This window comes from Enterococcus sp. 5B3_DIV0040, assembly GCF_002140755.1.
Lineage (GTDB): Bacteria > Bacillota > Bacilli > Lactobacillales > Enterococcaceae > Enterococcus_D > Enterococcus_D casseliflavus.
Window position 1 is genome coordinate 1,024,338 of sequence record NZ_NGLC01000001.1, and the last position, 23,817, is coordinate 1,048,154.

At 42.0% G+C, this 23,817-nt stretch carries 18 protein-coding genes; 12 read left to right on the plus strand and 6 right to left on the minus strand.

What is annotated here, in order from left to right; translation table 11 throughout:
• Positions 1-43: 43 nt before the first annotated feature.
• Positions 44-679: a lysophospholipid acyltransferase family protein gene (locus A5883_RS04925; protein WP_005229679.1), complete on the plus strand. Its 636-nt coding sequence runs from the start codon at positions 44-46 to the stop codon at positions 677-679.
• Between the two features lie 53 nt (positions 680-732).
• On the opposite strand, the gene A5883_RS04930 is transcribed toward A5883_RS04925, so the two are convergent.
• From A5883_RS04930 to anmK, 3 genes are all read right to left on the minus strand, one after another.
• Positions 733-1,824 (minus strand): DUF871 domain-containing protein, encoded by a 1,092-nt coding sequence (locus A5883_RS04930; RefSeq protein WP_086338086.1) that lies wholly within the window; start codon positions 1,822-1,824, stop codon positions 733-735.
• A 118-nt stretch (positions 1,825-1,942) separates the two neighbouring features.
• Complete coding sequence (locus A5883_RS04935) at positions 1,943-3,238, minus strand: PTS sugar transporter subunit IIC (RefSeq protein ID WP_008379718.1); 1,296 nt, start codon at positions 3,236-3,238, stop codon at positions 1,943-1,945.
• Positions 3,239-3,259: 21 nt separating this feature from the next.
• A complete protein-coding gene (gene anmK / locus A5883_RS04940) occupies positions 3,260-4,420 on the minus strand; it encodes an anhydro-N-acetylmuramic acid kinase AnmK (RefSeq protein ID WP_034872212.1) in 1,161 nt (386 codons plus the stop codon).
• Positions 4,421-4,674: 254 nt separating this feature from the next.
• Between anmK and A5883_RS04945 the strand changes: the two genes are divergently transcribed.
• The 3 genes from A5883_RS04945 to A5883_RS04955 are packed head-to-tail and all read left to right on the plus strand — an operon-like array spanning position 4,675 to position 12,108.
• Positions 4,675-5,796, plus strand: a complete 1,122-nt coding sequence (locus A5883_RS04945) for an exonuclease SbcCD subunit D (protein WP_005236763.1) — start codon at positions 4,675-4,677, stop codon at positions 5,794-5,796.
• Positions 5,797-5,798: 2 nt separating this feature from the next.
• Positions 5,799-8,927, plus strand: coding sequence for an AAA family ATPase (locus A5883_RS04950; RefSeq protein WP_086338087.1), 3,129 nt, complete (start codon positions 5,799-5,801; stop codon positions 8,925-8,927).
• A 16-nt stretch (positions 8,928-8,943) separates the two neighbouring features.
• A complete protein-coding gene (locus A5883_RS04955) occupies positions 8,944-12,108 on the plus strand; it encodes a DEAD/DEAH box helicase (RefSeq protein WP_086338088.1) in 3,165 nt (1,054 codons plus the stop codon).
• Between the two features lie 46 nt (positions 12,109-12,154).
• Here the strand turns inward: A5883_RS04955 and A5883_RS04960 are convergent, their stop codons facing one another.
• Positions 12,155-12,889: an HAD family hydrolase gene (locus A5883_RS04960; protein ID WP_034872213.1), complete on the minus strand. Its 735-nt coding sequence runs from the start codon at positions 12,887-12,889 to the stop codon at positions 12,155-12,157.
• A 244-nt stretch (positions 12,890-13,133) separates the two neighbouring features.
• On the opposite strand from A5883_RS04960, the gene A5883_RS04970 reads away from it, so the two are divergent.
• The 5 genes from A5883_RS04970 to pepF all read left to right on the plus strand — a co-directional run bounded on the left by A5883_RS04970 (position 13,134) and on the right by pepF (position 19,754).
• Complete coding sequence (locus A5883_RS04970) at positions 13,134-14,870, plus strand: ABC transporter ATP-binding protein (RefSeq protein ID WP_005236757.1); 1,737 nt, start codon at positions 13,134-13,136, stop codon at positions 14,868-14,870.
• Positions 14,871-15,575: 705 nt separating this feature from the next.
• Positions 15,576-15,974, plus strand: coding sequence for a transcriptional regulator SpxA (gene spxA / locus A5883_RS04980; protein WP_003127030.1), 399 nt, complete (start codon positions 15,576-15,578; stop codon positions 15,972-15,974).
• 152 nt (positions 15,975-16,126) lie between these two features.
• Complete coding sequence (locus tag A5883_RS04985) at positions 16,127-16,777, plus strand: adaptor protein MecA (RefSeq protein ID WP_016621314.1); 651 nt, start codon at positions 16,127-16,129, stop codon at positions 16,775-16,777.
• Between the two features lie 100 nt (positions 16,778-16,877).
• On the plus strand, positions 16,878-17,876 hold the full coding sequence (locus tag A5883_RS04990) for a competence protein CoiA (RefSeq protein WP_254907818.1): 999 nt from the start codon (positions 16,878-16,880) through the stop codon (positions 17,874-17,876).
• A 60-nt stretch (positions 17,877-17,936) separates the two neighbouring features.
• Positions 17,937-19,754, plus strand: a complete 1,818-nt coding sequence (gene pepF, locus A5883_RS04995) for an oligoendopeptidase F (RefSeq protein ID WP_016613250.1) — start codon at positions 17,937-17,939, stop codon at positions 19,752-19,754.
• A gap of 137 nt (positions 19,755-19,891) precedes the next feature.
• Here pepF and A5883_RS05000 read toward each other — a convergent pair whose 3' ends face one another.
• Entirely contained in the window at positions 19,892-20,548 is a 657-nt protein-coding gene (locus tag A5883_RS05000) for a DsbA family protein (protein WP_086338090.1), read from the minus strand.
• 105 nt (positions 20,549-20,653) lie between these two features.
• Complete coding sequence (locus A5883_RS05005; protein WP_016621318.1) at positions 20,654-21,232, minus strand: CYTH domain-containing protein; 579 nt, start codon at positions 21,230-21,232, stop codon at positions 20,654-20,656.
• Positions 21,233-21,428: 196 nt separating this feature from the next.
• Here A5883_RS05005 and A5883_RS05010 point away from each other — a divergent pair, with 196 nt between their 5' ends.
• Genes A5883_RS05010 through A5883_RS05020 form a run of 3 tightly spaced genes read left to right on the plus strand, consistent with a single transcriptional unit; the run spans position 21,429 to position 23,804 of the window.
• Positions 21,429-22,097, plus strand: a complete 669-nt coding sequence (locus A5883_RS05010) for a GTP pyrophosphokinase (RefSeq protein WP_005236729.1) — start codon at positions 21,429-21,431, stop codon at positions 22,095-22,097.
• A gap of 5 nt (positions 22,098-22,102) precedes the next feature.
• Entirely contained in the window at positions 22,103-22,900 is a 798-nt protein-coding gene (locus A5883_RS05015) for an NAD kinase (RefSeq protein WP_301280263.1), read from the plus strand.
• A 4-nt stretch (positions 22,901-22,904) separates the two neighbouring features.
• The gene (locus tag A5883_RS05020) at positions 22,905-23,804 is read left to right on the plus strand and encodes an RluA family pseudouridine synthase (RefSeq protein WP_086338091.1); all 900 of its coding nucleotides are present in this window, start codon (positions 22,905-22,907) and stop codon (positions 23,802-23,804) included.
• Positions 23,805-23,817 lie beyond the last annotated feature (13 nt).

Genomic DNA, 23,817 nt, shown 5'->3' on the forward strand with positions numbered 1-23,817 from the left:
TTTTGCATACTTGAATAGGAGAGAAATAGAAAGGAAAATGAGTATGTTTTTTCGCTTTATGCGCGGTGTGGTTCGCGTAGTATTATTTTTGATCAACGGCAATGCTCGTTATCAAAACAAAGAGGTTTTACCTAAAAATGAAAACTATATTTTAGTGGCTCCTCACCGAACCTGGTGGGATCCATTGTACCTAGCAGTGGCTGCTCGGCCAAAGAAATTCAGTTTTATGGCGAAAGAAGAGCTGTTCAAAAACCCGATTTTACGGTTCATTTTGATTCATGCCAATGCTTTTCCAGTCAAACGGGACAAACCAGGGCCGAGCGCGGTAAAGACGCCAGTCAAAATCTTGAAGGAAACCGATCTTAGCTTGATCATGTTCCCAAGTGGTACGAGACATGCAACGGCCTTAAAAGGTGGCATGGCGTTGATCGCGAAAATGGCCAAAGTCAAGATCGTTCCCTCTGTTTATCAAGGACCGCTGACATTAAAGGATTTATTTAAACGCAAGCGAGTGACTGTCCGTTTTGGGGAGCCAATCGATATCAGTGACATCAAAAAGATGGACAAAGAGGGCTTGGCGGAAGTGGAACGGCGCATACAAGGTGCATTTGACACACTGGATCAAGCGATCGATCCGTCATTTGTTTATCAAATCGATGAGTCCAAAAGAGAAGATTAATACCTAAGAAAAGCCGTTGATCCTTTTGTGATCAGCGGCTTTTTTCTAATGATTTAATCCAATAATTCGAAAGCAAATTTGGTCCATGGTTTCAAATATTCCAACAAAGGCAACTCCTCTTTGGGGATAGCGCCGACTTTGTTTTTTCGGGCGTCTTGGTGAGGGGTCAAAACGATCTGCAATTCGTTTTTGTACTGACCAAAGGTATCATTGCCGATAACGATGTCCCCATAAGCAAACGGTTCATGGTTTGTATGAGGGAGGTTTTCGATGGGACGGTATTTCACCCGTGATTGTGTGGACCGAGCGACTAACGCATTACTGTCACCGCGACGAAAATGATTGGTTTCAGCTAATATCCTCCGTTCGATTTCGCTGGCTTCTGCTTCTACGGAAACGCCAAAGGTCAGTTTGTAGCGATCGATCGTTGCCAGAGCTTTCAGTTCTGCATCCGACGCATAGGCATTGCCAATAATCACCGTATCGATCAACCCAGAAGCAAAAAGCAGCTTTCCTTGTAGCGCCAATGGTAAATCGCGACAAGATTCTAAGGTTGGCAGGCCATCATTGACTTCCCAAGGGCCAATTTTGGCTGATTGGCTAGTGATGAAGGCGGCTGTTTTCAACCCATATTTTTTAAAACGTTGACTGCAGTTGCGGAAAAAAGCCTCCGTTAAGCCTGTGCCTCGTTGGGGGTAAAAATTGTGGCAGCCATATAAAAAAGGTTCATTGGCTTGATAAGAAAGGATATTTTCTAAATAGTTCACATCATTACTCATATTCAATTCAATCGCCAAGCCGAATGGATTGAAGGTCAGTTGGGCTTCTTTGCTGCCATCAAACCCTTGATCCAAGCGGATACCGTCCGCACCTAATTCTGCAAAGAAGCTTAGATCGTCATAAGAGATCGCCAGATCACTAAAAACAGCTGGGGAAATATCTAAAATCGTTTCAAACCCAAGGTTCTTGGCAAACCCGATAATCAAAGAGAATTTTTTTCTGACGGTCTCTTTGCCTTCACTGACTTCTAGCATACTCATAAATAAGCGAGAGTAACCAAGGGCAGCAGCTTTTTTTAAATAGTCTTGATCCAGTAAAGGATCGCTATGGTCGGGGTAAATCGAAAGGCCAATTTCTCGTTTCAATGGTTTTCCCTCTTTCTAAAAAAATCGTACGAAGCACCTCTTAGTATCGAAAAATGCTGCTGAGGAGCGCTTCTTCCGATTGTCTTGATGGGTGCTTCGTCCGACCTTTATCAACAAATTATTGTGTGACTGGTTGATTTTCTTTTTCCAATTCGTTTTTGTCATAGATTTTTACGAATGGGTAATAGATCAGAATCGATAAAAGAATCAAAAGAACATTCAGTACGATCGCACGCCAATCGCCGCCAGTCGCTAAGAAAGCACCAATTGGTCCAGGCAATGTCCAAGGGGCATTGACCGTGACGGCATTGACTAAACCTGCTGAGGTGGCGACCCATGCAATGACACCATTGATTAAAGGCGCAATGATGAATGGTGGGATCAAGATTGGATTCAAGACGATCGGTGTACCGAAAATCAGTGGTTCGTTGATGTTGAAAATAGCTGGAATTAAGGCTGTTTTTCCTAGTTTTGAACCGAATTCCGATTTTGTGCGAAAAGCTAACAAAATAGCCAAACCAATCGTTGAACCAGCCCCACCAATCCAGATGAACCATTGATAAAATGGTTCGGCTGCAATATTGGGAATCATATCTCCCGATGCAAGCGCTGTTGTATTTCCTTCTAACAACTGTAACCATAATGGACGAGCCAGTGAACCAACGATAGAAGCACCATGGATCCCGAATGACCAGAAGAAGGTCGTCAAGAAGGTGATCAAAAGCACACTTGGCAAGGTATCTGCGGCACTGACTAAAGGATCGACGACTTTTGCCACGATCGTGTGCCAGTCAAAACCGATATAGTAAGTGATCGCGCCCATTCCTAAAATGATCACTAAAGTGGGAGTCAAGGCTTCAAAAGAGCGAGCGACTGCAGGTGGGACTTGTTCTGGCATCGTGATTTTAAATTTCGATTTGTCCGTTAACCGATAGATTTCAACGGCAAGAATCGAGGTGATGATCGCCACGAACATACCAGCACTCCCTAAATTGGCCATTGGCAAGACAAAACCGACCGTTCCAGCTGCATCCAACGCTTCTGCTGGGATATTGACCGGGGTGAAGGTCAGTAAGAAGGCGGTCGTTGCTAAGATCCCGCCTGAAAGACCATCAAGCTTATAAGAGCGAGAAAGACTGTATCCGATCCCGAATGCAGCATACAAGCTCATAATGTACATCGTCATTCGATAAGGCAATAAGATGGTTGTGGCATTGCTAGACAAGAATTGATAGATGCCCCAACTTTGAGGCAGCGGTGGAAAGGCTAAAATCATAAAGAACGAACTGACGATAATCAATGGCAATGTTGAAACGATCCCGTCACGAACCGCTCGCAAATGACGCTGGCTGCCAAGTTTTTCCATCGGTCCTGCCAGATGGCGTTCGATGAACTGAGTGAATTTATCTAACATGGTTTATCCTCCTAAGATGTTTTACATTTTTGTTTCCCATGGATTCGGAATGATTTTTCCTAAAATCACGCCTTGGGCTGCCCCGGTTGCTGCAGGGGCATTGTTGACACGGCTGTGAAGGGTTTCATTTCCTAAGATGGCGAAAGCCACCGCTTCTTTGGCATCGTTCGAACCGCCAATGTCATCTTGTGTTACAACGGCTACTGTTTCGGGTAAATAGCCTTTGATCATCTCAATCAGCAGATGGTTATGGGCGCCACCACCTGAAAGAATCACTTCAATATCATTTGTTCCCAACTGAGGGAAAATGAACCTTTGGTAACTGTCAGCAATGGAAAATGCGGTGAAATCGGTTAAAGTCCTCACCAAGTCTTCCGATGCTACTTGGGGATATTCGGTCATTAGCTGCTGCACAAAATGTTTGCCAAATTGTTCACGTCCAGTGCTTTTCGGCGGTTGCTGGGACAAATAAAAATGAGTTCTTAATTCCTTTTGCAAGGTGGGTATAATTGCTCCCGCTCGGGCTGTTTCACCAAACGCATCATAAGGCTGACCGAATAGCTGAACCATTAGTTCATCGATGACCATGTTTCCTGGACCTGTATCAAAAGCATATAATTCGCTTAAGCCACCATTTTTAGGCAGAACCGTAACGTTGCCGATGCCGCCAATATTTTGCAATAAGCGATTTTTATCGTCTGATTGATAAAGCAGATAGTCCGTATAAGGTACAAGGGGCGCTCCTTGCCCGCCAGCAGCCATATCCATCACTCGGAAATCGGCGACGACTTTCGTTTGTAAGCCATAAGCAATAATCGAAGGTTCGCCAATTTGCAAGGTGCTGTTTTTCGCTGGATCAGCATCGGGGGAGTGCCAGATCGTTTGTCCGTGGCTGGCAACAAAATCAATGCTTTTTTCTTCAATGCCGGCTTTTTGGCAGAGGATTTGACACGCTTTCAAAAATTGATACCCTAATTCAGTGTTTAATTGGCAGATGAGGGGAACATTTGATTCCACCGGATCACAAGCAGTTTTTATTCGTTCCTTCAATTCTTCACCAATGGGCAGTGTGAGCATTTCCATCAGCTGGACGTCAGTTTCGGTACCGCAGCCGTTGATTTTTACTAAAGCAGCGTCGATTCCATCCAAACTGGTTCCTGACATGAGTCCTATTGCAAGCATATCGTTTCTCCTTTCTTTTAGAATAGTGATGAAAGCGATTGTTGAATTCGATTTCACACTCATTGTAAATGAAGTGTAATTATATTTCAAGATATAAATTTATAATTGAAAAAACATTTCAACATAATGATGTTAGGTGTTCGCTATTTTTATCAAAAATGGGTGGTAAATGAAATTTCGCTGGAAGAGAGATGTCTAACGATCAGGGAAAGTGGTATAATGATTGGAAGGATATTTTTTAAGAAGGTGAAGAAATGCGCTTTATACATACAGCTGATTGGCACATCGGAAAAAAACTACATGGCTATGATCTGCTGGAAGACCAACGAGCAATCATTGATCAAATCATAGCGCTAGCAAGAGCAGAAAAGGTCGATGCCATCGTCATTGCGGGGGACCTTTATGATCGTTCGGTTCCTGCTGTTGATGCAGTCAAATTACTAAATGAAAAAATCGCTGAAATCAATTTAACGAATGAACTGCCATTATTGGCTATCTCAGGAAATCATGATAGTCCAACTCGTTTAGAAACCGGCAGTCAGTGGTTTCAACAAACACGCTTTTACCTGTCCACCAGCATCGAACAAAGTTTGCACCCGGTTGAGTTTGACGATACACAATTCTTTTTACTACCGTATTTCGAACCCATCGAGGCCCGCTTGTTTTTTGATGAACCATTAATGAAGATTTCTGATAGTGTCCAAAGAGTCATTGAGGAGATGACCAAGAACTTTGACTCGTCCAAAAAGCAAGTGCTAGTGACCCATTTTTTTGTGGCGGGTTCTAGCCAAACAGATTCAGAAACAAAAATTCAAGTTGGCGGATTGGACAGCGTACCGACCACCGCTTTTGCGCCTTTTGATCGGGTTGTTTTAGGCCATTTACATGCCAATACGGCTCTCAAACACCCAAAGATCGGGTACAGCGGCTCACCACTGAAATTTTCCCTTTCTGAACGGACGAACCAAAAAGGGATCTATCTTATTGATACCGTAAAAGATACCAATGAATTTATTCCACTGACACCAAAAAGGGATATCCAGCAGCTGACGGCGTCCTTTGAGGAGTTGATCGATCCGGTTTTTTACCGTGATCTGGATCGTGAGGCGTTTTGGCATTTTCTGCTGACGGATCGTGCTGTGATTCCAAATATGATGAATCAGTTGCGAAAAATCTATCCATTTATTTTGTCTGTCGAACGGTTGAATGGACGAGAACAGACGAAAAAAAGACAGCTAACGACACGAGAAACCGACCCGCAGACCTTGATCAGTCATTTTTTTCAAGAAATGACGGGAGATTCATTGCTCGATTCACAAACCAAATGGATCGAACAAGGATTAAATGAAGCATTTGTCGTGGAAAAGAGGGAATAGTCATGCAACCGAAGTCTTTACAAATGAAAAATTTTGGTCCATTCATTGATGAAAAATTGGATTTTAGTCAGCTGCAAGCTGGCGGGTTGTTTTTGATCAGCGGTAAAACTGGTGCAGGAAAAACGACGATTTTCGATGGAATGACGTTTGCCTTGTTCGGTGAAACATCGGGGAATCTGCGCTCAGGCAAAGAAATGCGATCGATGTTTGCTTCACCAACCGAAGAGACCAGCGTCACGTTTACTTTTGAACATCAGCGTTTTACCTACCAGATCCAACGGAAACCGGAACAGACGTTAGCAAAAAAACGTGGTGACGGTGTCACTAACCAAACGGCAAAAGTTCAATTGACGATTTTTGACGCCGATGGCAAAGAGAAAAAGCAGATCAGTAAACGGACAGAAGTTGATGCGTTTATCAAGGATCTGCTGCAGCTGGATGCAAAACAGTTTTTTCAAATCATGATGTTGCCGCAAGGAGAATTTCGTAATTTTCTGATTGCCAGTAGTAACGAGAAAGAACGGGTTTTACGAAATCTATTTGGTACAGAAATGTACCAGCAATTTAATGAATGGCTAAAAGAGCAAGTCAAAGCACAAAGTAGAAAGCTTGAACATCAGCAACTAGTCGCTTCGCAGATCATGGAGCGTTTTGAATGGGAAGAAGTGCAAGAAGTTTTAACGGTTGCGGAATGTCTGACTTTATGGGCGCAAGATTTAGAGAAACAACAGATTCAACTTCAAAAGTTATTGCAGAGAAAAGACCAGGCAACGCAAGAAATGAAAGCTGCGCAAGATGCCTTTTACCGTGCAAAAGAAATCGAAAATGCTCGGATCGAATGGCAAGAACTACAAGAAAAAGCACAACTGTTGAATGCCCAAAAAAACGAGATCGATCAAAAAAAAGCACGATTGACTCAACTTGTGTGGGCGCTTGAACATCAAGAAATCATGCAGCAAAAAGAAGAACGCGTAAATGAAGCGCAGCAAGCAGCACAGCAAATCGACGAAACGAAGCAGCTGTTGCAAGATGTTCAGCGGCAACAAGTAAGCTGGCAAGATCAAAGACCGTTGATCGAAGAGACTAAGAAAAAGCATGAAGCTGCCAATCAAAGAAGCCAACAGATCCAGCAGCAGATTCCATTGGCGCAACGCACAGAAAAGCAGCGAGAAGAAGTGGCACAGCAGGAAAAAGCAGCACAGCAGCAAACGAGCAAATTGACCAAAATTACTCAAGTGCTTGCTAACACCAAAACACAAGAGCAGCAACTGGTAGAAAAAATTGAAACGTTAAGAACATTTCAAACAGAAGCATTAAAACTAGCTGAAACACAATTGCTAATTGAAAAATGGCAGCAAGCAAAGGCACTGGTTCGTGAAGCAGAGCAAAAAACAGGGGAACAACAACTAATTCATTCGGATTTGGTCCTTGAAAAACAGCAACTAGAAACATCTTTGCTAGAGCTGCAAAAAACGCTAAAACAAGAAACCAGTCAAAATGCTCGGATGCAAATTGCGCGGCTTCGTCTTTTATTGGAAGAAAATGAACCTTGTCCCGTGTGTGGATCATTGGATCATCCGAATGCACAGGAGCATACGACCTATCCCATTGAGGACATTCTTGCGAGTGAGCAAAGACTTGAGCAAATGCAAGAAAAATTGACGATAGTCCAACAGCAGGTATCGGCAAATCAAACGCTTCAAGAACAAGCGTTATTGCGGATCAATGAATGGCAAGCGACAAGCGTTTCGGCGGAAAAGCAAGCGGCTGCTGCTTGGAACGACGTTCAGCAGGCATACGCTAGGTTACAGCCTTTCGAAACGCAAGAGAAGCTTACTGAAGAAACGATTGCACAGGAATTAAAAAAACGACAATCTATCAATCAGCAAAAAGCCTCCTCTTACGAAGCAGCGCAAAAAACATATCAGGCAGTAAAGGGGCAATTGACAAAGTTAGATGAATCCTATCAGCAAGTCAGTGAGCAAGCAAAAAAGGCCGAGGAAGCACGCCAACTTGCGGCAGGAAAATTGGCCTCTTTGCAAGAACAACTTGGTGGTGCTACTTACCAACAACTACAAGCCGATTTAGCGTCAATTCATCTTTTACTAAGGGAATATACGCAACAAATCGAGGCGGATGCCCGGCAAGAAGCACAGATCAAAGAGCAGCAAGCGATCCTTTCAGAGAAGTTGAAGAATGTACAACAATTTTTCGAAGAAAAGCAAGCCGCCAAGGCGAAAGCAGAACAACGGCTGATGCAACGATTGCAAGAAGCAGCGATGACTGAAGAAGCAATGCGGGAATTGATTGCCCAAGCTCCTCAAACAACCCTTCTGACAGAAGAAATCAAAACCTATGAGCAAGAAACGGCGTTTGTTCAACAGCGTCTGATATTGCTAGATACCCAATTAAAAGAGCAGGCGACAATGGATTTAATCCAATTGGAAACGACCTACCTTCAGTTGCAGACTGTGATGGAGAAATTACAGCAAGAAACGGTTCGCAAACAGGAGAAGGTCAACAGCAATCAACGGTTATTTGACGAGTTGCAAGTCATTTATCAGAAAAATGTAGAAGAACTTGCCCAATTAGGCCAACTTCAACAGTTGGCAGAAACCATCAATGGCGAAAACACGAAGAAAACCAGCTTGGAACGGTATGTGTTGCAACAATTTTTGACGGAGATCTTAGAAGTCGCCAATGAACGCTTGTCCCGTTTGACCCGTGGCCGCTATCAATTTGAATTAGCGGATAAAGTTGGTAGCTATCGAAGCTCAACAGGCTTAGAAATTGACATCTATGACGATAATGCCGGTCAAGTCAGAAGAGCACATACACTGTCAGGCGGTGAAAGCTTTATTGCAGCCTTAGCGTTAGCAATCTCTTTAGCAGATGTGATCCAGCAACGAGCTGGCGGGATTGAGATCGAAGCACTTTTCATCGATGAAGGGTTTGGCTCGCTTGATGAAGAATCATTGGAAATGGCGATGGAAGCATTAGAAATGATCGAAAATGAAGGGCGCATGATTGGGATCATCAGTCATGTTCGAGAACTGCGGGCAAGGATCCTGCAGCAAGTTTTCGTAGAAACCAACGGCAGCGGGCAAAGCCGGATCCGAATAAAAGAATAAGGAGAGGAGGGCTCTTATGAAGTGGAGTATTCCAGAAAAAGTAATCGAGCGGGGGAGAACGTATCTTAATGAAGGCCGTGTCCTGTCTGTCACCCCGGATAAAGAAAAAAATGTGTGGCATGCAGAAGTACTCGGAACAGAATTGTATTTAGTTACTTTGGATGCTACTGCCAAAGAAGTGGATTATTGCCAATGTCCCTATTGGGAAGAACATCATTATTGCAAACATACGGTGGCCGTCGAACTCTATTTACGCCAACAAGGAAAAACACGAAAAATCAATGAACAAACCCCCATCAAAAAGGCCTTTTCTGCTTCAGAGATGTTTTCCAATGGTTTTGCTCGCTTAGACAGCGAAAAGGAAGCGAGTAAACCATTACAGATTGAATTTCGGGTAGATACGATTGCGACAAATCCTTATCACCAAGAGATGGATATTTTAGGGGTCTCTTTGAAGGTCGGGCATCGCGGCACGGCCAGGACCTATGTCGTCAAAAACATTTATAAATTTTTACAGATGTATCAAGAGAACAAGCAATATGCGGCCAATAAGCAACAGCCCTTTTTGCTTTCTGCGGATGCCTTTGATGAGAAAAATCGAGCTTTATTGAATCGATTGACAGGAATCGCGCAAACCCAACAATTAATGGGGCAAGGGGGCATTCAAATCAATGGCAAACTTGATAAAAAATACTTGCTTCTGCCCGTTGAATTCGGCAAAGAACTGATATTGCAATTCAATGATGTCTACACGCAAATCACCATTGGTGAAACCAAGGTCAGCCAAGTAGACTTCCAATCGGGGGAACCATTGACGTTTTCAGTTACAAAAGAAACGGATCATTTTCCGCTGCAGTTCGTAAAAGACTTCGACCACTTACTTAGTTATTATAACTGGGGGCTGTTGGACGGAACATTTTATGAATTGACTGTCGAGCAAAAGGAGATCTATGTCACGATGCAGCAGCTGTTTAAACGTTTTGAACAGCCAATCATTGATTATCCAAAAGAAGAGCTGGCGAATCTCTTTATGAAAGTTTTGCCTTATTTGCGAAAAATTGGGCGTGTCCAAGTGGCTCCTGAGGTTCAAAATGACATCGAAGAATCTGAATTGAAAGCAGTTTTCTCCTTGCGGAAAATCAAAGGTCAAGTAGATCTACAAGTTGATTTTACTTATGGAGAAGTCGTTTTTTCAAGTGATGAAAAACATCAATACATGCCAGAAAATCATCCAGAGATTTTACGTGATTTCCAACAAGAAGCACGGATCGAAGCCATTATTGAAACCTTTGGCTATCAAGCCAGCAGCAAAAATTGGCAAAAAAATCTACCACTAGGTGAGCAACTCTATACCTTTTTTACGAGAGAGATCCCGGTCTTGAGACAATTAGGGGAAGTGCGGATCGGCAAGAAGCTGCGGGAACTCTACCTTGATGCCCAGCATCATCGACCAGAAATCGTGATTGAAGAGAATGGTTCTTGGTTGGATATCAAGTTTGATGTTAGCGGCATTCAAGAATCAGAGATCAACGATGTTTTGCGGAGTCTGTTGCAATCTGCGCAATTTTATACCACAGAAAATGGTCAAGTTCTTTCGTTGGAGTCGGAAGAGTTTCAAGAAGCAAGTGCTGCCCTCAAAAAATTGCGGCTCTCGTTAGATACGAAAAACGGGGCAATCCAAGTCCCATTGAATCAAGGGCTATTACTGCAAGAACAGTTTGCCGATCAAGCGAGTTTTAGCACAGGCTTTCAGCAAATGACGAAAGATTTGATCCATCCAGAAAACTTTGAGGCACAGTTGCCAGACAACTTGCATGCTGAGTTGCGGCAGTACCAAGAAGTTGGCTTTCGTTGGCTAAAAATGTTGAGCCATTATCAATTTGGCGGCATTCTTGCTGATGAAATGGGGTTAGGGAAGACCGTCCAAACCATTAGCTATTTGCTTTCTGAGAAACAAGAGCATCAAAAATTGAATGCGTTGATCGTGGCGCCAGCCAGTCTAACATTCAACTGGCAGCAAGAAATCAAACGGTTCGCACCTTCAATTTCAGCGACTGTCATCAGTGGAACGAAAGAAGAGCGAGAAGCGCAGATGGCGCAATCAGCGGACGTCCGAATTACTTCGTATGCAAGCTTGCGTCAGGACATTGATGCCTATCAAGCACTAGAGCTATCGTGTTTGATTTTAGATGAAGCACAGATGGTCAAAAACAGCGCGACCAAAACGGCACAGGCATTGCGATCCTTGGAAGTTCCGCAGCGGTTCGCCCTCAGTGGCACACCGATCGAGAACAATTTAGAAGAATTGTGGTCCTTGTTCCAAATGATTATGCCAGGCTTTTTCCCCAACAAGCAGAAATTTAAGGAACTATCTACACAGGAAATTGCAAAAATGATCAAACCCTTCATTTTGCGAAGAGATAAAAAATCTGTGTTACATGATTTGCCGCAAAAGCTGGAAACAAATTATTACAGTGTCCTAACAGAGGAACAAAAGAAAATTTATTTGGCGTATTTGCGACAAATGCGAGAAGAAATCGCGCAAATGGATTCTACGTCTTTCCGCAAAAATCGGATCAGTATTTTGGCTGGCTTGACTCGTCTACGGCAAATCTGCTGTGACCCTCGATTATTCGTGGAGGACTACGAAGGGTCTTCTGGGAAACTTGAACAGGTCAAAGATTTACTCTTAGCAGCCAAAGAAAATGGCCGTCGTGTCCTGCTATTTTCTCAGTTCACCAGTATGCTTTCGATCATTGAAGAAGAATTAGCCCAGGAAGGGTTTGAATCCTTCTATTTGCGTGGCAGCACACCGCCGCAAGATCGTTTGACGATGGTCAATGCTTTTAATAGTGGCGAAAAAGATGTCTTCTTGATCTCATTAAAAGCAGGAGGAACTGGACTAAATCTGACTGGTGCAGATACAGTGATTTTATACGATTTATGGTGGAACCCGGCAGTGGAAGAACAAGCCGCTGGACGAGCCCATCGGATCGGTCAAAAAAATGTAGTCGAAGTCTGGCGAATGATCGCCGAAGGAACCATTGAAGAACGAATGGATGCATTGCAACAAGAAAAGCGTGAGCTTTTCCAAAAAGTGATTCAAGGCAATGAAACCCAGCTTCAACAAATGACCGAAGAAGATATTCGCTTAATTTTGAGTATCGGCGAAGAACATTAAGCATTCAAAAAAACATGGACCCGCTTGAAGCGAAGGTCCATGTTTTTTAGTTATAGGCGTATGCAGGAAGCTGCAAGAGGGCGTCAATACTTTCTTGGAGCTGCGAGAAAGCAGTGATCGACACATCGGGTAAATCTTCCAATCCATTAGGCGCCTGACGAAGACGATGATTGAACCACAAGGCTTGCCAACCGGCTTTTTTGCAGCCCACTACATCATTATCAAAGTTGTCACCTACGTACAGTGTTGTTTCTGGATCAAGAGCAAAGGCGGTTTCTGCCAATTGGAAAATTTCTAGTTCTGGTTTCTGATAACCGGTTGCTTGTGAAATGATCATATGCTCTGGTTTGATCCATCGAGTCAGTTGCAACTGATTCAACTTCTTTTGTTGGTGGTCGGTGGGACCGTTAGTAATAATTCCTAATTTGATTGGCAATTTGGACAAATAACTCAAGGTTGACTCAACTTCTGGATGTAGCGTGATAGCATCTAGTTCTTGTTCATAGCACAGCTGAAACTGGCAGCTTTCTTCCATAGTAATAGAGAAATAACCTAAGTCCGTTAGAGAATGAGTCAGCCGGTAATAACGAAAATGCTCCAGCGTCCATTCATTCGCCAATACCCTTCCAAACTGTTCATCGCTATGTACGCGAAAACGCAAATAAAGAGCGGTTAGGTCCTTGCGGGCAATTTGTGGAAAGCATGAGGTTATGGCATTACGAAATGGTTGTTGCTGGTCATATAAGGTATCATCGACATCAAAAAGAATACTAGTGATCAAAAGAGACACGCCTTTCAGAGTTAGTGAAAATTTTCAGTTTGTTTTCGAATCAATCATAAGCCATTATTCCTGTAAAAAAAAGAGGGAAATCCCTGTAAAATAAAGGTTTTATTTACTGTTTTTAGAAATCCGCGTCTTGATAGGTTTTCAAAATTATAGTGAATTTTACCCATTTTCACATGTTTCTCATTTTGCATTTCTTCAAAGAGTTGCTTATAATGAAAGCTATTGAGGAGGGGGAAATGTGTTAAAAAGGTTTTTTCGTTATTATCGACCGTATCGGTCACTATTTATGCTAGATTTTACTTGTGCGGTATTTGCTGGTTTATTAGAACTGGCCTTTCCCGTTGCCGTCAACCAAGTAATCGATAAGATCATGCCCCAGAACAACTTTCGCTTGATACTATTGGCTTGCTTAGGCTTGTTCTTGTTTTATGTGATCAATACTGTGTTGCAATATATCGTGGTTTTTTATGGTCATAAACTTGGGGTCAATATTGAGACAGATATGCGTCAAGAACTGTTTCGACATCTGCAGACCCAATCTTTTGAATATTATGACAATCAAAAGACCGGCAAGCTGATCAGTCGCTTGACCACGGATCTCTTTGAAATCTCTGAAGTCGCTCACCATGGGCCAGAAGATGTTTTTATTACCATCATGACTTTGGTGGGGGCATTCCTATTGATGTTGAATATGCACGTTCAATTAGCGGTAGCGACATTTGCGTTGATTCCATTGATTACGATTGCCTTGGTTTTTTTCAATAAGAAAATGACCAAAGTCAATACACAGATCTATGACAACCTCGGTGAGTTCAACGCCGGAGTGGAAGCATCTGTTAGCGGCATTCGAGTGACCCAATCGTTTGCTAATGAAACGTTCGAACATAAACGCTTTGATGGATTGAGCGAAATCTATCGGCAATCGAAGATCCTTTTTTATAAGGTAATGGCGATCAGTTCAGCGTATAATTACTTTCTGATTCGCTTGATCAACTTGTTTGCTCTGATTTTTGGTGCTTACTACGTGATTCGTGGTGAACTGACGAATGGCCAGTTTGTTGGGTTTATTTTATTATCGAATGTCTTTGTTAGACCAATTGAGAAGGTCAATACGATGATTGAAAGCTATCCGAAAGGCATCGCTGGCTTCAAACGATTGACCGAAGAATTGGATAAAGAACCGACGATCAAAGACAAACCAGGGGCACGGGCTGTTCAATCATTAAAAGGGGATATCGTCTACCAAGATGTTTCTTTTTCCTATGCGGATGCGACGAAAGTCTTGAATCACATCGATTTATCGATCAAAGCTGGCGAGACGATCGCCTTCGTCGGGCAAAGTGGCTCAGGGAAAACCACGTTATGCAACTTGTTGCCGCGTTTTTATGAAGTCACTGAAGGCGCCATTACGATTGACGGCATCAATATTCAGGAGATGACCCTGGCTTCTTTACGTCAGCAGATTGGGACTGTGCAGCAAGATGTCTTTCTTTTCCCGGGAACGATTCGAGAAAATATTGCTTATGGCAAACTTGATGCAACAGAAGAAGAGATTTTAAAGGCAGTCAAATTAGCACACTTAGAAAAGGTCATCGATCAAATGACGGATGGGTTAGATACGGTCATCGGTGAACGAGGAGTCAAATTATCCGGTGGTCAAAAGCAGCGGGTAGCGATTGCTCGGATGTTCTTAAAAAACCCGCCGATTTTGATATTAGATGAAGCAACATCAGCGTTGGATACAGAAACCGAGCAAGTGATTCAAGAGTCATTGAATTCTTTGGCAGATGGCCGTACAACCTTGATCATTGCCCATCGCCTCGCAACGATCAAACATGCGACACGCATCATTGTCGTTAGTGATAAAGGCATCTTAGAAGAGGGGACCCATGAAGATTTGATGGCGAAAAAGGGACATTATCGCGCATTGCATGATGCGCAATTCGCTCGTGATGGAGAACCTTCTCTCCCTTAGAAGAAAGAAATGAACGATCAATCCAAGAAAACACTAGTCTTTTTATACTTTGTCAGGAAAAAGCATAAAAGACGGGTTTCTTAGGTTGATCGTTTTTCACTAAATTTTTGTGAGAAACCCTTTTCATTTATAAGCAGATATTCATTTCTCCTACTGTTTTATTGTCGATTATGACAGAAATGCTTGTATGGTTTTCTGATTAAAAAGGAATGTGATACAATGGAATCAAGAATGAAGACATTGGTTGAGAATCTTCTCTGGAAAAAATAACATATATTTTTATTGTAGCCCTGTCGTTTCCAAGGCAACAAGGGATCGTGAAATTTTTCCTTTGAAAACGATTGAGCCATGGACTTGGTTTTTTCCTCCTTTTTTTTGATTACACATGTAATTACAGAGGGGAAATTAAAAAACGCGGGATTCAACTAAAAGAGTATTTTAATATTCTGACATCTTTTTGATACACCTTTGACACACTGTTGTATAAAAGAAGTAATATTAAAAAAAAATTTGATTTTTCTCATTTAAAAATAAACTTTTTGAGTGAAACCTTTTGCCTAAAAGGTTTCGCTTTTAATATAACTTTCGAGTTTTATTAAAAAATATGAGATTTAGACTAGATTTTTTTTAGTTAAACCTGTATAATTGAAATCAAGCGAGGGAACAGGACTTGCTTGATTGAAAATTAAAAAGGAGAGATGCACGTTGTTGACACTATACACTTCCCCAAGTTGCACATCTTGTCGCAAAGCTCGTGCGTGGTTACAAGAGCACGAAATCCCTTTTGTTGAAAGAAATATTTTTTCAGAACCGTTAAATATTTCTGAGCTTAAGGCAATTCTACAAATGACAGAAGATGGCACAGAAGAAATTATTTCCACCAGATCCAAAGTATTCCAAAAGTTGAATATGGATCTAGATGACTTGCCCCTAAAAGATTTATTGACACTTGTTCAAGAAAATCCAGGATTATTGCGTCGGCCAATTATGATCGATGAAAAACGATTGCAAGTTGGGTTTAACGAAGATGAAATTCGTCGGTTCTTACCTAGGGATGTTCGCCAACTGGAACTAAGACAAGCGCAATTAATGGCAGGCTTATAAATTTGACTTCATCGACTCGCTTTCTCGTAGAAAGTGAGTCTTTTTTTGAGTTTTTACGTTTTTCTTAAGAGGATATTCGTTTTCTCTTTACTTTTTATCAGGTTTCGATACAATGAACCTATAGTGAGTAGCAAAAGTGAGGTGTAGCTAATATGGAAATGGAACATATCAATGAGAACACCATTCGTGTATTGATCAAAAGTGAAGACTTAGCTGCGAGAGGCATCACTTTTCTTGACCTTCTAGGAAATCACAATGAAATTGAAAACTTCTTTTACAGTATTCTTGAAGAAGTTGATATTGACGAAGAATTTAAAGGCAGTGAAGCTGTAACTTTCCAAGTCTTGCCTAAAGGCGATGGGTTAGAATTGTTTATTAGCAAAAATCTTCCACCAGAAGGAATGGAAAATTTTGATGAGATGAACGATGAAGCGAATGAAGACATTACCGATATGTTGAAAAAACATGTAGCGGCTCAATTACAAGAGTCAGAGCAAGCAGAAGAAATCGGCAATCGTTTTGTATTCGAGTTGTTGCGATTCGAAGATATGATTCAATTGGCATCCGAAGTATATTTGGATTCCGTTGCAACCAATCTTTACCAAATGGGCAATCATTATTATATTGAAATTCGATTTATGGATGTAGATATTACTGATATTGAAGTGGAAAATGCACTTTCTTATTTGATGGAATTTGCCCAAAGGACTTCAGTGACGCCCGAAGTTTTATCAGAATACGGTGAGTTGATCATGGAAAACGATGCACTTGAATTGACTCGTTTCTATTTCAAGAATGATTAATGAATGAAAATCATTTCCAGCCAAGGACATTTTGACAATGTTTTTGGCTTTTTTAATTGTGTTTGACGAATCTGGCGTACCTCTTATTGAGGTGAGCCAGATGTTGAAAGCGTTGAACCAAAGAAAAGAAGTCATCCTAGCGAAAGGGGCAAAGAAATCCTCGGGCCCTTTTTATTGCCCAGGCTGTCAGAAAGAAGTGATTTTGAGGCAAGGACTTAAGCGACAGTCCCACTTTGCCCATCAAGCCACCACTGATTGTCAGACATACAGTGAAGGGGAGACGAAGGAGGACTTGGAAGCAAAACAACTTTTGTTTGAATGGTATCAAGAGATGGATATTGAACTTGAAGCCTACTTGCCGCAACTTCAGCAGCGACCTGATCTCTGTTACAAAAATATTGCCGTTGAAGTCCAGTGTTCTTCACTCAAGTTTTCACGATTTCTGGAACGAACCAGCACTTATTTAGCAAATGGTTATCAGCCTTGGTGGATCCTAGGGACCAAATTGTATCCGAAACGCCATTGGTCACTTTTGGCAAAAGCCTGCTGTACTTATCAGTCTACTGGCTTTTGCTTGTGGCTCATTGATACGCGAAATCAGGCCTTGGTGCGGCTGCACCAAATCAAATGGCACTATCAAGAAGGGGTAATCAGTCGACGAAGCGCTATACAAAAAGGGGAGCCTTACAAGAAAGAGACACTTCGACCTTTGTACGAAGCAGATGAATCAGATACCCACCATTCTATTGAATGGGTAGCGGTCGATTATCGTTTGTGGGTGATTCGAAAACTGCGAAACAGACTGCCTAAAATCAGAGAGATTCAAGAAATAGTATACCCGTTGAATGGGAATGTCTCGCAGTTGCCTCTTTGGTGCTATTGTGAAAGTCGGTTTGGCTTTTTATTTGAACACCGCATACTGATTTTTCGCTTTCTCTATTTAAGTGAATGTCCCATTAGTTTTGAACAGTGGTTGATTCGGCTGAGGAAGCTGCATTGGCAATGGTGCTTTCCTTTGCTTGATCAAAGAGAAATATTGAGAGAAATCTTTCAAGAATGCCAATATTTAGAAAATTCGGTTTCTTTTTCAAGCCAATGATTTGGTTTCGTTGAAAAGTGTGATAAGATATTTTTAACCAATGAACAAGGAGTGAAGGGAATGTCAGAAACAAAACAATTACCAGCACGTGAATCGATTCCAGTCGAAAAAACGTGGGACTTAACGAAAATCTATGCCGATGATGCGGCTTTTGACATAGAATTTCAAGAAATCCAAGCACAGCTTAAAGAAGCTAGCAGTTACCAAGGCACTTTAGCAGATGGGCCACAAACCTTCCTATCCGCTTTAGAATTTGTCTTAGATCTTTCTCGCCGTTTAGAGAAACTGTATGTTTACAGTCATTTGAAAAATGATCAAGATACCGCTAATACGACTTATCAAGGCTTATATGCGAAAGCCAGCAGTTTAGTTGCGCAAGTAAGTGAAGCCGTTGCTTGGTTTGATCCCGAGTTATTGACGATGTCCGATGAAACGATTTGGGGCTATTTCGATCAAGAACCGAAACTAGCTGTTTATCGTCATATGATCGAAAAAACTATTAACGAGCGGCCCCATGTTTTGCCTGCCGATCAAGAAGCGCTATTGGCCGGAGCAGGCGAAATTTTTGGAGCATCCGGCAACATTTTTTCTGTTTTAAACAATGCTGATTTGGATTTTCCAGTAGTTGAAGACGAAAACGGGGAAAAAGTACAGCTATCTCATGGTGTATACGGTGAGTTGATGGAAAGCACGGATCGGTCTGTTCGGGAAGCGGCCTTTAAAGGTCTCTATGGCGTCTATGAGCAATTCCGCAATACCTTTGCCCAAACTTTAAGTACGAATATCAAAGCCCACAACTTTAAAGCCAAAGCCCGTAAATACGACTCGGCTCGCCAAGCCGCTTTGAGTGCCAATCATATTCCTGAAAGTGTCTATGATACCTTAGTGGACGTCGTTAATCAGCATTTGCCATTATTACACCGATATATGGCATTAAGAAAACGCCTGTTGGCTGTCGACACGCTTCATATGTATGATGTGTACACGCCGATTTTAGGGGAAGCACCGATTCGCTATACCTATGAAGAAGCAGTCGAAAAAGCGAAAGAAGCGCTAAAACCATTAGGGGAAGAGTATCTAGCTGTAGTTGAAGAAGCCTTCAGCAATCGGTGGATCGATGTCGTTGAAAACAAAGGCAAACGCAGTGGTGCCTATTCTTCAGGTGCTTATGACACACTGCCTTATATCTTAATGAACTGGAATGATCGATTGGATCAACTCTTTACCCTCGTTCATGAAATGGGACACAGTGTGCATAGTTACTTCACACGGAATAACCAGCCTTATGCCTATGGGGATTACTCGATCTTCTTAGCAGAAATCGCTTCAACCACGAATGAAAATATTTTAACGGAATACATGCTTCAGACTGAGACTGATCCGCGGGTCAAAGCCTATGTCTTGAATCATTTTCTTGATGGATTCAAAGGAACGATTTTCCGTCAAACGCAATTTGCCGAGTTTGAACACTTCATGCACGTGGAAGATGCGAAAGGAACGCCGTTGACCAGTGAATTCTTAAGCGAGAACTATGCCGAGTTAAATGCAAAATACTACGGACCATCAGTTGAAAAAGATCCGGAGATTCGTCTTGAGTGGTCACGCATTCCGCATTTCTATTACAATTACTATGTTTACCAATATTCAACTGGTTTTTCGGCAGCTTCTGCTTTGGCGAAGAAAATCTTAGCTGGCGAACCTGATGCCTTAACTAACTATTTGAACTATTTGAAAGCCGGACGTAGTGATTATCCAATCGAAGTCATGAAAAAAGCAGGCGTAGATATGACGAAAGCAGATTATATTGAAGATGCAATGAAAGTATTTGAGCAACGCTTGAATGAATTGGAAGAACTCGTAAAAGAAATCGAAGCATAATTGAAAAGAGTACAAACCAGTCCGAAAAGGATTGGTTTGTTTTTTTTTGTTCCTCCCGCAATGAAAAACGCTGCGCAGCGAGCCAAACACAAGATCATCGTTTGGCTCGCTGCGCAGCGTCGCTATTGAATAGGGTTTCATAAAAGAATCAACCCTCGATCAATTTCATGAATAGTGGAAAGTTTTGGTGCTTTCAAAGACTGAGCTTTTTGCATAAATGTATCGAGTTCTGTTGCTGTACCACAGACGAGAGGAAGACTTCTCACTTCCTCTGATCCTTCTAAAAGGACCCCATATTCTTCTTCACTTGAAAAATCATACACCACAGCAGAAGGTGTGATCGTGATGCCCATGTCTTTCGCTACCCTCTGATCGGTGGCAAAGTTCTTTTTCACTAGCTCAGATGTACGATCTTCTAGGAACATCTCTAAATCACCATTCGTTTCTGAAAATAGATCTTTCACTAAGGTGTCACAATATTCCTGTTTTTCGATCCCTATCCGTTGTTGCAATTTCAATAAGAAATCCCGAGCAATTTTTTTTCCTTGCAACTGGGCTGCTTTATAATCCAATGACGCAGCATAGATTTGGTTGGTCTGTTCATTTCGCAAGACCAAATCCGCCTTATTCATGGACAAATAGTCCATTGAAACACCTACGGAAAACAAGTTAACGAAAGGCAGGATCTGCAAATGGATTTTTTTGCGGCTCGTGTTTAATTTGTTGAGAATCTCTTTTTCGATATCATAACAAATAGGCCCAATCGGATTAATAAATAAAAAAAGTTCGATCATTTGAATCTCTCCCCAATTAAGATTCTTGAGTAACTTGAAAAACAAAATAAGTATGTTTTATTAAATATAGCAAAAAAACGCGAAAAAAGTAAGCAAAAGGGCATCCTACAATGATTTTTCTTCAACGGCTCGAATGATCTTGTTTTTTGCTGGTCGGTAAGGAACACCAAAAGAATGCAATAACGATTGAAAGGCAAATTTTCCTTGAATTGGCTCACTGACTTCTAGCTCTAACTCATAATCATGCTGTTGACCATACCAGCTTTCATCCAAAGCAAGTAATCCTTCATTGATCGGAAATTCCGCCCGTTTCGTTTTTAATGCTGCGATCATGTGTAATGAATCAGGTTCGATATTCGCTGCTTTTAAGCGTTGAGCAACCACACCTGTTTTTAAAATTTTTTCTGACGCGATCAATGACGCTGCGGTTTCGATTGTCAAAGGATCAGTCGTTTCTAACAGACCGTGTTCAATGGGGGTCTTTAGCGTTAATTCTGCATTGGTAGGAGTCGTGCGAATGCGTAAGCCAAAATGCTTTTCTCGCAGTTTATAGTCTTGCGTATCAAAGTAATAATTGGTTTGCGTCTTGAAGGCTTTTTCTGACAATTTGTAATAAGCAAGCAACTGGTGGTATTCTTTTTCCGTCAACATTGTTTTATACTCAATCTCTACTTGTTCGACCATTGATTTTCACTCTCTTTCTATTGCAAACATAGTGTACGCTGTTTCAGCTATTCCGTCAAAGAAACTAAACAAAGAAAAGCGGAAACGATTGGGGCAGACAAAAAAATCTTTTGTTTCTGCACTTCTGTCCATTCAGTTTTATTCCAAGAGTATGGTAGAATAAGAGGTATGTTATGAACAGAATCGAGGGAGAAGAATGATTCGAGATTGGGAAGAATTCTTAGCGCCTTATGAACAGGCGGTTTCAGAATTAAAAGTAAAATTAAGAGGCATAAGAAAACAATATCGGGAACAAAACAAACATGTTCCCATTGAATTTGTCACGGGGCGTGTCAAGCCAGTAGATAGCATTTTAACAAAAAGCAAATTACGAGGAATCGCACTGGATCGTCTTGAAGAAGAAATGTCTGACATCGCCGGTTTGCGAATCATGTGTCAGTTTGTGGAAGACATTCACCAAGTCGTTGAACTGTTGCGGACACGTAAAGACATGAAAGTCATTATTGAACGTGACTATATTACCAATAAAAAAGTCAGTGGTTACCGCTCGTATCATCTGGTGATCGAGTATCCAGTTCAATTGATCGATGGAGAAAAAATTATCTTAGCAGAGGTACAAATTCGTACACTGGCGATGAACTTTTGGGCAACGATTGAACATTCATTGAACTACAAATACCAAGGGGAATTTCCCGATGAAATTAGCGAGCGACTACGACGTTCGGCAGAAGCAGCCTACCAGCTAGATGAAGAGATGTCTAATATTCGTGAAGAGATCCAAGAGGCACAGCGGTTGTTTTCTCATGGGAAAGGCAAACGCGGCGGACATGACACGCCCAAGTTGCCGAAGGAGGAATCAGAATGAAAGGCATCCGCGTGGCAATCGTCCATAATCAAGAAAGCAAGTCAGTAGAAGTGACGAAGCGTTTAACTGTCCTCCTAGAGCAGTCTGAAAACAAGATCGATCAAGAGAACCCTGAATTAGTGATCTCTGTTGGTGGAGATGGTACGCTTCTTTCTGCTTTTCACTTGTTCAACCATAAGTTAGATCAAGTACAATTTTTAGGGGTCCATACGGGACACCTCGGCTTTTATACAGATTGGCGTGACTATGAATTGGATGAATTGGTAGAGTCTTTATGCAATGACCATCAAAAGAGTGTCAGTTATCCTTTATTGGATGTCCGAATCACTTATGCAAATGGCAAACCAGACAAGCATTTCCTGGCATTGAACGAATCAACGATCAAACGCGGCAATCGCACCATGGTTGCCGATATTTCTATTAAAGAAGACCTCTTTGAAAAGTTTCGCGGGGATGGCCTCTCGATCTCAACGCCAACCGGCTCAACTGCCTATAACAAAAGTGTTGGTGGGGCAGTATTGCACCCAAGTATCAATGCGTTTCAATTAGCAGAGATTGCTTCTTTGAACAATCGCGTCTTTCGGACACTTGGATCACCGATCGTCGTGGGTCATCACGAGTGGGTCAAAGTGCAACTGCAACAAAGTACCGACTATTTAGTAACGATTGATCAATTTACCATCGAGCAAGAAGAAATCGATGCAATCTATTACCGGATTGCCGACGAACGGATTCATTTTGCGTCTTATCGGCATATGCATTTTTGGAATCGTGTCAAAGATTCCTTTATTGGAGAAGAATAAACTCATGGAATTTACGTATCAATATACTGGACAAGGGCAGCAAGTCAAATATTTTTTGAAGGAACAAGGAGTATCCAAAAGTCTGCTAGCGAAAATAAAATTTCAAGGCGGAAAGATATTTGTGAACGACCACGAGCAAAACGTCTTGTTTTCTTTGGCGCAAAATGATAGGGTAACTATTGTAATTCCTCCTGAAGGGGAACATGAAACGATGCTGGCTGATCCGACACCTATTGAGATTGTGTATGAAGATGCCCATCTGTTAATCGTGAATAAGCCGGCTGGCATCTCATCGATTCCTGCGCAATATCATCCGACTGGCACGATGGCCAATCGAGTCAAGGCCTACTATCAAGCGCAACACTATGAAGATCAAGTGATCCATGTAGTGACTCGCTTAGACCGTGACACATCAGGATTGATGCTTTTTGCAAAACACGGCTTTGCCCATGCGAAGCTGGATAGCCAGTTACGGAAGAAGCAAGTTGTTAAAAAATATCAAGCCCTCGTTGCGGGAGATCTTTCCGCATTATCCGCCCATAGCGAGATCGATTTGCCTATCGCTAGGGACCTGACCTCGCTTTTGAAACGCAAGGTCAGTGAAGAAGGAAAAGAGGCACGTACGGAGTATTGGCTAAAACAGCGCAATTCAGATTGCGCATTAGTCGACATTCAACTACACACAGGCCGGACACATCAAATAAGGGTCCATTTTTCTGCAATCGGTTGTCCCTTACTAGGAGACGAGATGTATGGGGGACCAATGGCTTTTGGGATCAGACGACAGGCACTTCATTGCTGTCAGCTGCAATTCCAGCATCCCTTTACGAATGAACCGTTGGCTTTTGAACTGCCTTTACCTGCAGACATGGCCGCTGTTTGTTCAGCTATCGATAAGCAATAACAAATGAGGTGAA